Origin of the sequence: Kitasatospora sp. NPDC089509 (genome assembly GCF_044749365.1) — a bacterium.
Lineage (GTDB): Bacteria > Actinomycetota > Actinomycetes > Streptomycetales > Streptomycetaceae > Kitasatospora.
Genome location: NZ_JBIVHS010000020.1, coordinates 72,675 through 82,816 on the forward strand (window position 1 = coordinate 72,675; position 10,142 = coordinate 82,816).

The window sequence follows — 10,142 nt, forward strand, 5'->3', positions numbered from 1 at the left end:
CCCGGCCCGGTCGACGGAGTCAGGCTCTTCCCACACGCGCGGGAGGGTGCCGGAGACCTCGCCTATGTGCTTCTCAGTGCCTTCAGCGGGTCGGTGCGGGCGGCGCGGACGGCGGGGTAGAGGCCGGCCAGGAGGCCGACGACGGTGCCGATGAGCGGGGCGGGCAGGGTGGTTGCGGGTTGGAGGACGGCGGTCCAGTCGCGGGCGGCGGCGACGGAGACCACGGTGACCACGCCGAGGCCGGTGCCGATCAGGCCGCCGAGGGTGCCCAGGGCCGTCGACTCCGTGAGGAACTGGGCCGCGATGTGGCCGGTGCGGGCGCCCAGGGAGCGGCGCAGGCCGATCTCCTGGGTCCGTTCCAGGACGGCGACCAGGGTGGTGTTGGCGATGCCGACAGCGCCGACCAGCAGGCAGATCCCGGCCAGTGCCAGGAAGAGTCCGGTCAGGTCGGAGGTCACGGTGTCCTGGAGGCTGTGCGGGTCCGGCGGGGGGATGACGGTGAACGCACCGGGGGCGTCCGGGCGTAGGGCGAGCGGGAGTTGGGCCGCCACCACGGGGGCGGCGCCGATCCGGGTGGCGACCAGCGCCTGGGCGCCGCGGTCCGGTTGCGGGGCGGGGTTGCCGTACCGCTCCAGCGCTGTGCTCGCCGGGATGAGCAGGCTCAGCAGGGCGCCAGGCTGGCGTTGGACGTCCGCGTAGATCCCGACCACGGTGTACGGGAGCCGATCGATGAAGACGGCGGGCTGGGCGTCCAGGCGGCTGACCCCGAGGCGTTTGGCGGTGGCCTCGCTGAGCAGGACCACCGGCTGCGCGGTCTTCTGGACGAAGTCGTCCAGGGTGACCCCGGCGGTCAGGGTCGGTTCCATCGCGGCGACCGCGCCCGGGGTGGCGGCCAGGACGGACAGGCCGGTGCCCTCGTCGGGGCCGTCCGGGCGGCGGGCGAGGGTGGGGGCGCCGGGTACGGGCCACCAGACGCCGCCGGCTCGGACGCCGTCGATCGCGGCGATCCGGTGGTCGGCGTCGGCGGGGAAGTCGCTGGGCGGGTTGGTGCCGGGGGCGACGCCGTCGGTGCGCGGCTGGTCGGTCACGGTGACGGTGGTGGCCTTGGTGAGACTGAACCGCTCGCCGATCTGGCCGGTGGCGGTCGCGGTGAGGCCGAGGACGGCGACGAAGGCGCCGATGCCGAGCACCGTGCCGAGCATGGTGAGCACCGAGCGGCCCGGGCGCTGGAGGATGCCGGACAGGGCCTCGGAGAGCAGGTCGTGCGTGCTCAGGTGGGAGGGTGGTTCGGGGAGCACGGCTCCGCCGCGTCGTCGGATGCGGATCACCGGACGGGTGCTCCCGCCTCGCTGAGCACGCCGTCGTGGATGCTCACCCGGCGCTGGCCTCGGGCGGCCACGGTCGGGTCGTGGGTGATGACGACCAGGGTGTAGCCCTGCTCGTGCAGTGCGTCGAACTGGACGAGCACCGCCCCGGCGTTGGCCGAGTCCAGGTTGCCGGTCGGCTCGTCGCAGAGCAGCAGGCTGGGCCGGTTCACCAGGGCGCGCGCGATCGCCACCCGCTGGCGTTCGCCGCCGGACATGGTGCCGGGTAGGGCGTCCGTTCGATGGCCGAGGCCGACCAGGCGCAGCGCGTCCACGGCGGCGGCGCTGCGGGCTCGGCGCGGGGTGCGGTTGTAGACCTGGGCGAGGGCGACGTTCTCCTCGGCGGTGCGGTGCGGGAGCAGGTGGAAAGACTGGAAGACGAAGCCGATCCGGTGCCCGCGCAGCGTGGAGCGGTCCTTGTCGCGCAGGCCTCCGGTGTCGATGCCGTCCAGTTCGTAGCGGCCGATAGTGGGGGTGTCGAGCAGGCCGAGCAGGTGCAGCAGGGTGGACTTGCCGGAGCCGGAGGGGCCGGTGACGGCCAGGTACTCGCCGCGGTGGACGGTCAGGTCGGTGGGGCGCAGGGCGACCACGGGTGGGCGGCCGGGGTGGGTGCGGCCGACGCCGTGCAGGGCGATGACGGGCTTGTCGCCGGGCCGGGTGGTGGGTTCGGTCATTTGCCGACCACCACGTGGTCGCCGGCTTTGAGGTTTGCGCCCTCGGCGGGGGTGACGGCCACGAGGCCGTCCGCGGTGACGCCGGTGGTGACCGGGACGGTGGTGCGGTTTCCGGCCGCGTCCACCGTGGTGACGGAGGTGCGGCCGGCCGCGTTGGTGGAGACCGCGGCGATCGGGACGGCGGTGACGGGGGCGCCCACTTTGGCCTTGAGGACGGTGAGCCGGACGTTCTTGCCGCTCATCGCGGCGGGCAGCGGGGTGTTGGTGGTGATCGTCACCGGGACGTAACTCGGTGCGCCGGGTTGGCCGTTGGGCTGGCCGGGCTGGCTGTTGGGGGCTGTGCCGCCGTCGGGGCCGCTCTTGCCGGTGCCCGCCGCGCCGCCGAGGGGGATGACCCTGCCGGCCGGTGGGGTGCTGGTCGGGGTGCCGACCTCGGCGACGGTGCCGGGGACGGTGGTGTTGGTGTCCTCGGCGAGCAGTTCGACGGCCATGCCCGGTTGCACACCCGCCGCCTGGGCCGGGGTGAGCTGCCCGGTCGCGGCCAGGCCGCCGCTGGTGAGCGAGAGGAGGGTGCCGGCGACCGGCGAGCCGACCGCGCCGTTGACGGCGGTGACGGTGGCGGGGAGGGTGGGCAGGAACAGCACGTGGGCGGCCGGGACCATCGGGCCGTTGGCGGCCCTGGCCCTGGCGAGGGCAGCCTGGTCGGTGGCCAACTGCTTTTTCGCGTCGGCGAGTTGCTGGTCGAGGTCGCCGGACGGGAGTGGCTGCTGGGCCTGCGGCGCAGTGGTCGCCGTCGGCGGCTGGGTGGTGCCCGCCTTCTTCCTCTCCGTGAGGCCGTCCACCGTCTGCCTGTCTGTGTCCACTGCCTTCTGGGCGGTGTCCACGGCCTGCTGGGTGGTGGCGCCGGTGGTCGGCACCGGGTAGCCGAGCCCGCGGTAGAAGGCCGACACCGCGGCGGCCGTACCCGGTCCGTACGTCCCCTTGTCGTCCCCGCCGATGCCGTGCCCCAGTCCGGCCAGAGCGTCCTGGAGTTCGGCCACGTCGGGGCCGGTGCTGCCCGGCTTCAGGTCACGGAACGCGGGCACCGCCCCGGGCAGGGCGAACAGCGGCTGCCCGGACACCTCGGCGAGCAGCTTGCCGGCCGCGACCGGGTCCCCCTGCTTCACGGCCAGCTTGGAGACGAACAGGGCGGTCACCTCGGACGAAGCGGCGACCGGGGCGACGTTGTACTGCGCGGGCGGGTACACCACCGCGCGGGCCGTGATCGAGGGCGTCAGCACCTGGCTGACCACCGGCACGGTGAGCAGGCTGTTCGGCGGCGGCGCGGTCTGCGCGGCCCGCTCCGCCGGGGACTTCACCAGCGTTGCCGCCCCCACCCCGCCCACGGCGACCAGCGCGGCGACCAGTGCCACTCCCAGCAGCACCCGCCTGCGCCGCGCGGCCCGTGACCGGGCGGGCGGGGGCGACGGAAGAGGCTGGGCTATGTCGTCGTCAGTGCTCATCGTCGTCGTGGTCAACGGTGCCTCCTCCATGGTGGTGCCCCTCGGGAAGAGCATGACCTACCGGATGTCGTCGAGACGTACTGGGGTGGAGACAATCGGCCTACAACGAACCGGAGTTGGCATCGCGACAATCACGAGGGCCACCCTTGGTCCACCGTCAGCACTCCGACAGTACCTCGCTCCGTGTCACCAGCCAGCGGCCGTCCCTGGGCGCGAAGGTGTAACTCGCCAGCTGCTTCGGACGATCCGTCAACTGGCCGGGCTGAACCCTTCCGCTTCGCGCCTGGTACTGGATCCACTGGCTGACGTCGATGCAATCCACCAGGGTTGCCAGCTTCCCGTCCACCGTGATGCTGCGGATCCGGTGATCGACGGACCCTTTGGCAACAAGCCCGGCGCCGGTCAGGGCGCTCAGGTTCGCATGCAGGATCTCCAGTTGTTCACCCGCTGCGTGGTCGGCCAGTGCCGAGCCGTCACCGGACTCATTGGCCACCAGCATCGCCTTCCAGTAGTCACTGTAGTCCTGCTGGACACGCAGTCTTTCGCCCGTGAACGCCTCACCGCTCCCGACGGTCGACCGGTTCGCGGCGAGCGTCCCGACGAATCCGACGACGGCGAGGACGGCCAGGACGAGCAGCAGGAGCCGGCCACGGTGACGGCCGGCTGCCACAGTCTTCATGACTGGCCCAGCAGCTTCTTGGCCGCGGCGATCCGCTGCTGGGAGATCTCCCTGTCCGCTTGGAGGGCCTGCTCGTTCCTGCCGATGTACACCTGCTGGTAGGCGTTCAGTACGGCATTCCAGGTGGCCAGCAGCTTCACCTGCTCCTTGCAGTTCATGTCGGCGACCGCCGTGTCCCGCTCCCCTTGCGACACCTGCTCCGGCCAGGCCGCCGAACTCGCCTGCACCGGATTCGCATAGTCGTAACCCCGCTTGGTCATGCAGTTCTGCCAGTCCGCGAGCGAGGCACGGACCCGGCTGTCGACGGCGGCGTGGTCGTACGCCTTCCCACGCAGGGTGCCGACCAAGTCCGAGGCGGTGTTCTTGACTCCCTCCGCCTGGAGCTGCCGTTCGAACTCTCCCCTGCAGCCCCGGTCGGCCTTCGGATCGGCCGCACCGGCCTTGGTCCCACGATCCCCCATCAGGGCCTTCTGGTATTCGGGGCCCTCCCCGGCCGGATCCCCCGTACCGGAGGTGCCGCCTGTCGGCCTGGGCGGCCGGTGGTACCCGGTCTGCTGCGCGGCGGAGACGGAGACCAGGCCCAGGAGCGAGGTGTCGATGGGATTCGGTGGGGGAGGTGTCGACTCCGGCCCGGGGTCGTAGTCGAACCCCTTGGCGGTCATGCAGGTCCGGGTGGCCTGGCCCATGGCCCGGAAGATCAGCGCGGACTCCTCTGCCCCTACCGAGTAGCCGTCCAGCGGATGGGCCACCGGCGAGCCGTCCGCCGGGTCCGCGCCGATCTGCGCGATGGCGGGCTCGCCCACGATGTCGGATTCACCGCCTGCCTTCGTGTCCTTGCTGCAGCCTGCGGCGAGCACCGCTAAAGCCACTGCAGAGATGATGACTTGAGCCCTGCTCATCCGCATTCCGCACGCCACCTTCATGTTTGACGCCGCCTGTCGACGCAAGTCTCGCACCGTCGTGGCCCCGCCGGAGAGGGCGGGGCCACGACAGATCTCCTCCGACTACCTGCAGGGGGGAACCACGCCGTTCCACCAGAGGTAGTTCTGGGCGCTGAAGGCGTCGCCGAAGTAGCTGCCGTCGGCCAGGTAGTGGTCCAGGTGGTTCCACTTGGGGTCGCCGTTGATGGTCTGCCCGAAGCCCCAGCACAACATGTTCGCCTTCTGGTCCGCGTAACCGCGGCCCTTCAGGGTGCAGCTCAGCGTCGAGCAGCTCCGAAGGCCCACTCCACCGTCTCGGGTGTCGTAGCCGCCCCAGGCATCCGCTTGGGCCGTCCCGTTTCCGATACCGACTGCCGCGAGGCTCAACATCGCTGTTGCTACAGCGGTTGCCATCCTTCGCATGATCACTCCCCAGCTCTCGCCTTGGCCCCTGCCCATTGGTAGGGGCCCTCAAGGGCAAACACGTGCGGGCGAGCCCGCCGAATAGCATGCATGTTCGCTTGCGGTGAGAATGGCGCGACGTCGCGATCGAGGACAACGAGATTTTGCGCTGGGCGATGCCAACAAGCCGCCACCGAAGGGCGATCCGGCGACCGTTCGACGGCAGATCGAATCCGGATGAAGTTGCTTACGGGTCGCATCGAGTGCAGACGATCGGAATCCGTACCAAACCGATCAATCGCGCTGCTCGATGCCCTGCGCGAGCGTCGGCGATCAGCTCGTGGCCCAATAGAACCTCCCCTCCTAGTGCTTCACGGGCCATGGAAGTTCGGCGCCGAATGGCTCATTACCGATGTGTCGGTGCTTCGAGGTGACGGTGATGGGAGATCGAGCGAGACCACGGTCCTGGCGGGAAGTTCCGGACCTGACGGCCGGGCGTTTCGGTGGAAGCGGGACGTCCGGTAGCAACAGTGAAGGAGTAGAGACCGCATACGAGCTGTGTCATTGCCATCCCTTGGAGCCGGCTTCACGTTCGGATGACCGAAATATGACGCTTTAATGCGTGGTCGATACTTGGGTTTTATGGGATCTAAGTCGGAACGCGTCCCCAATGTCCGGTTCCCGCCGTCGCCTTCGGATCCGAGCCCGCCGCCGTGGGGCTCAGGAAGGGCTCAGGCTCTTCCCGTCGGCCCGGGCGGCGGGCCGGACGCCGAAGGGCAGGCCCGGTGGGCGGCGGGGTGCGGGGGCTCGGAGCAGCCGGTAGTTGACCGCGCAGCCCAGCACGATGCCCGACCAGGCGAGGACCGCGTTGTCCGTCAGCAGGCCCGCGAGGAAGACCGGCAGGGCGATGCCGAACTCCTGGAGCAGCCGCAGGCGCAGCACCACCCCGAAGCGGTCGGCGGCCTTGTGCCGGCCTTCGGCGGTGGCGGCGAGGAGGCGGAGGGGGAGGGCGGCGGCCTGGGCGACCATCAGCCAGGTGAACCAGGTCGCGGCCGTGCCGTGCAGGCCGTAGAAGCCGGGCAGCACCGTCCAGGCCGCGCCCGCGACGAGGGCGCCGACGGTCGCGGACACGGCCAGCACGCCGCCGCGCAGGTTCCGCCAGTCCCGGGTGGAGGGGGTCGCGTCCGTGCAGACCATGCCGGTCGCGTTGACCATGGCCGTGATCGGGATGTGCAGGGTCGCGGTGAGGACGGCCCCGGCGGAGAACGCGGCGAGCCGGTCGTCCCACGAGGCCCTGAGGGTCAGTGCGAGGACCAGCAGCAGGTCGAAGCCGATCACCGAGAGCATGTGCCCCCACTCGGTGAGCATGGTGCGCGCCACCTGGCGCAGCCAGCGGGCGCTGTCGCGGAGCCGGAGGGCGCGGGACAGGTGGTCGCGCAACAGCCAGACGGTGACGGCGCATTCGAGGGCGGCGATGGCGGAGGTCGCGGCGTAGGCGCCGGCGAAGCCCAGTCCGGCCCCGTGCACGAGGAACCAGTCGAGTGCGGCGTTGGCGACGACGGCCACGCCGTACAGGGTGAGCAGCGGGCGCGAGCGCCGGAGCGCGAAGAGGGCCATGGCGCCGACGAACTGGGCGAGGCGGACCGGGGCGGCCGCCAGCAGCCAGAACAGGGCCGACCGGGTGTCGTCGCGGATGCCCGGTGCGGCGGGCAGGGTGTCCACCAGGTACGGCAGCACGGCCAGGCCGATCGCCGCGACCAGCAGTCCGGCGGCCGCGGCACCGACCAGCCCGCCCTGCACCGCCCGTCGGCGGGCGTGCGCGGACCGGGCCCCGGCCACGGACAGTCCGACGACGGGGCCCATCGCCATGGCGGTGATCGAGTCGAGCAGGAGCAGCCGCTGCGGCAGGGCGGCGGCGGCCACGGCCTGTTCGCCCAGGGTGCTGATCACCCACAGGTCGGTCTGGGCGATGGCCTGGCCCATGACGGACGCGACCATCATCGGGCCCATCAGGGCGAGGACGCGTCGGCCCAGTGCCGGGGTGGGGGCGGTCGCGCCGGTCACAGCGGGCTCCAGGTGAGGACGGCGAAGTCGCCGGAACGGGACAGCGACCACCGGATGCCCGGTGCCGGGTCCAGCCCCGGCACCTCGGCGAGCTTCACCCGGCCGCGCTCCAGGGGGATGCGCCCCTTGAGCGCCACGACGACCTTGGGGGCGGTGGTCCCGGTGGTGAGGGCCAGGCCGCGGTGCCGGTGCTCCGGCGAGGCGAACCAGCGGGCGGCCGAGGCCGCGAGCAGTTCGACGTGGTCCTGCGGTCGCAGGGCGATGCCCCGGCCGTCCAGGAATTCGAGGAAGTGCAGGTGCATGCGCCAGTCCAGCCGCCGGCCCGCGGCCACCGCCCAGTCGAGGAAGGCCTCGTAGAGGTCGGTGGTGTCCGGCAGGCGTTCGGCCAGCCGCGGGATGCGGTCGAAGAGCTGGTGCCAGCGGATGCGGAGCGATTCCTGGGCGATCAGCCGGTCACGGGAGCCCGGGACGAGGGAGTCACGCGCGGTGGGGCTGATGCAGGCGTCGAGCCGCGACGACTGCGGCGCGGGTGCGGTCAAGGTCCGTTCTCCATTCGTCCAGGTCGTGGTTGGCGTCGCGTTCGACGACGAGCGTGGCGTCCGGTGCGGCGCGGCCGGCGAACGTCGCGACCAGCGCGAGGGTGTCGTCGCTGACGGGGGAGTCGTGGCTGTCGATGACGAGCGAGTCGGAGGTCGGGGAGGGGCTGTAGCCGGCCAGGTGGAACCGTCGGCCCACGCCCGGCACGTCGGCCCACGCGGCGGCGGGCTGCCCGGTGTTGAGCTGGGCGACCACCGCGTTGGACACGTCCATGAGGACCTCGCAGCCGGTGGCCTCGACGAGTTCGGCGTAGGCGCGGGCCTGGGGGATGTCGGAGGGCGCCTGCGAGGGGAAGTTCTCCACGGCGAGGACGGTGCCGAGCTCCTCCTGCCAGGCGCGCACGGAGTCGATCACCGGCTGCCAGGCGTGGTAGTCCACCTCCATGGCGAGGGACAGCGGCTGGCCGTTGTGGGAGAAGTGGGCGATGTGGTCGCTGACGTAGAGCAGGCCGCAGTTCGCCCGCCACCGGTTCACCAGGTCCAGGTAGTGGTCGAGGCGCGCCCGGTCCGGGTCGAGGAACCGGGAGAGCATGATGTGGCAGCCGACCGGGAGGTCGCCGACCGTGCGGCGGAACTCCTTCGGGTCGAGGTGGGCGAAGCCGTCGATCAGGACCTCGACGAAGTCGACGTGACCGGAGTCGCGCAGCCCGCAGGCCATCTCCAGGGTGTCCGGCGAGGTCACATTGACACCGATCAGCATCAGCGCAGCGCCTCCTTGGCGTAGGCCAGCAGGTCCTGGGGGGCGCTGACCGCGCCGGGGCGTTCGGCCGGCGGGATCTCGTCGAGGTTGAGGACGATGCGCTTGCCGCGGCCGCGGACGTCGTCCACCCACCGGTCGAACAGGTCGACGTAGGACAGGCCGCGCTGTTCGGAGGCCTCCGCGAGGCCCGGGATCCAGCCCTTGCACAGCTGGCGGAGGTAGGCGCGGCAGTAGGGGACGCCGTAGTCGTGCGGCTCCTTCTCCCCGGCTCCCGCGGCTCCCGCCGACCGGTGCCGCTCCAGGGCCGATGCCGCCCGGGCGAAGTCGGCGTAGTACTGGTCCGGCCGGTCCGTCCAGGTGAGGTCCGCGTGTTCGACGATCACGGTGACGGGCTGGGTGTCCGTGAGCAGCCGTTGGTCCAGCACGGTGTCCAGCAGCGACCACACGCCTTCGTGGACCGCCACGGAGTGGCCGTCGTGGAGGGTGCCGTCCCGTCCCGTGCGGATGCCCGACAGGTGCAGTTCGACCACCTGGGACCACGGGATCGCGCCGAGCAGGACCTCCACGGGGACACCGCAGTTGACGGCGTCGATGTAGAGGTGGGCCAGGTCGACGATGAGGCCGGTGCCGGTGTTCTCGCAGATGCGGGTCACCGCCTGCCAGGCGTCCAGGATGCCCCGGGCGGAGGCGGAGTAGCAGTTGGCGTTCTCCACCCAGACGGGCAGGCCCGAGGTCCGGTGGAGGTCGGTGAGGAAGCGGACGGCGCGGTCCTCCTCCTCCTTGGTGCCGGTGAAGTACGAGTGGAGTCCGAACGAACCGCCGCCCAGGGCCCGGTCGCCGGTGACGTGGACCCCGATGGAGGTCGGCTTGTTGCGGCGGGTGGCCGACTGGTCCATCACGTAGTCGATGTAGCGGGCCTGCTCCCGCGGGCCCTCGCAGATCGCGGTGCGCCCCAGGTGCAGGGAGAACTCGGGGACCTCCGGCACCCCGTCGAGGCCCTCCCACTTCCGCCACTCGTTGAACCCGAATTCCAGGAAGGGGTTCTCGCCGACGATGGCGAGCCGCCGGGACGGGTCCGGGTCGAGGAATCCCGGGGTGAACGACCCGCCCACGCGGAGCAGGTCGTCGCGGACCGGCAGAACTGTCGCTTGCATTTCTTTCTCTCCACCTGCTTCCGGGGACGGCGGGGGCGCGCCCCGTTTCCGGGGCGCGCCCACCCGATGACTCAGCCCTTGTTGTAG

10 protein-coding genes are annotated in these 10,142 nt (G+C 71.5%); all 10 read right to left on the reverse strand.

From position 1 onward, the window contains the following. Window positions 1–62: 62 nt before the first annotated feature. The 10 genes from ACIP4P_RS32270 to ACIP4P_RS32315 all read right to left on the reverse strand — a co-directional run bounded on the left by ACIP4P_RS32270 (window position 63) and on the right by ACIP4P_RS32315 (window position 10,055). A complete protein-coding gene (locus tag ACIP4P_RS32270; protein WP_400924545.1) occupies window positions 63–1,328 on the reverse strand; it encodes an ABC transporter permease in 1,266 nt (421 codons plus the stop codon). Next, entirely contained in the window at window positions 1,325–2,038 is a 714-nt protein-coding gene (locus ACIP4P_RS32275; protein WP_400924547.1) for an ABC transporter ATP-binding protein, read from the reverse strand. The genes ACIP4P_RS32270 and ACIP4P_RS32275 overlap by 4 nt, the downstream gene beginning before the upstream one ends. Further along, window positions 2,035–3,540 (reverse strand): peptidoglycan-binding protein, encoded by a 1,506-nt coding sequence (locus ACIP4P_RS32280; protein WP_400924549.1) that lies wholly within the window; start codon window positions 3,538–3,540, stop codon window positions 2,035–2,037. The genes ACIP4P_RS32275 and ACIP4P_RS32280 overlap by 4 nt, the downstream gene beginning before the upstream one ends. 157 nt (window positions 3,541–3,697) lie before the next feature. Next, window positions 3,698–4,219: a hypothetical protein gene (locus ACIP4P_RS32285; RefSeq protein ID WP_400924551.1), complete on the reverse strand. Its 522-nt coding sequence runs from the start codon at window positions 4,217–4,219 to the stop codon at window positions 3,698–3,700. Next, complete coding sequence (locus tag ACIP4P_RS32290; RefSeq protein WP_400924553.1) at window positions 4,216–5,124, reverse strand: hypothetical protein; 909 nt, start codon at window positions 5,122–5,124, stop codon at window positions 4,216–4,218. The genes ACIP4P_RS32285 and ACIP4P_RS32290 overlap by 4 nt, the downstream gene beginning before the upstream one ends. 99 nt (window positions 5,125–5,223) lie before the next feature. Next, on the reverse strand, window positions 5,224–5,445 hold the full coding sequence (locus ACIP4P_RS32295) for a hypothetical protein (RefSeq protein ID WP_400924555.1): 222 nt from the start codon (window positions 5,443–5,445) through the stop codon (window positions 5,224–5,226). An 816-nt stretch (window positions 5,446–6,261) separates the two neighbouring features. After that, window positions 6,262–7,605 carry an MATE family efflux transporter gene (locus ACIP4P_RS32300; protein ID WP_400924557.1) on the reverse strand — a complete coding sequence of 448 codons (1,344 nt, stop codon included), beginning with the start codon at window positions 7,603–7,605 and terminating at the stop codon, window positions 6,262–6,264. Next, window positions 7,602–8,144 (reverse strand): hypothetical protein, encoded by a 543-nt coding sequence (locus tag ACIP4P_RS32305; protein WP_400924559.1) that lies wholly within the window; start codon window positions 8,142–8,144, stop codon window positions 7,602–7,604. Before ACIP4P_RS32305 ends, ACIP4P_RS32300 begins: the two co-directional genes overlap by 4 nt. Further along, window positions 8,083–8,901: a DUF692 family multinuclear iron-containing protein gene (locus tag ACIP4P_RS32310; RefSeq protein ID WP_400924561.1), complete on the reverse strand. Its 819-nt coding sequence runs from the start codon at window positions 8,899–8,901 to the stop codon at window positions 8,083–8,085. Before ACIP4P_RS32310 ends, ACIP4P_RS32305 begins: the two co-directional genes overlap by 62 nt. Further along, window positions 8,901–10,055, reverse strand: a complete 1,155-nt coding sequence (locus tag ACIP4P_RS32315) for a DUF692 family multinuclear iron-containing protein (protein WP_400924563.1) — start codon at window positions 10,053–10,055, stop codon at window positions 8,901–8,903. Before ACIP4P_RS32315 ends, ACIP4P_RS32310 begins: the two co-directional genes overlap by 1 nt. Window positions 10,056–10,142: the final 87 nt, after the last annotated feature.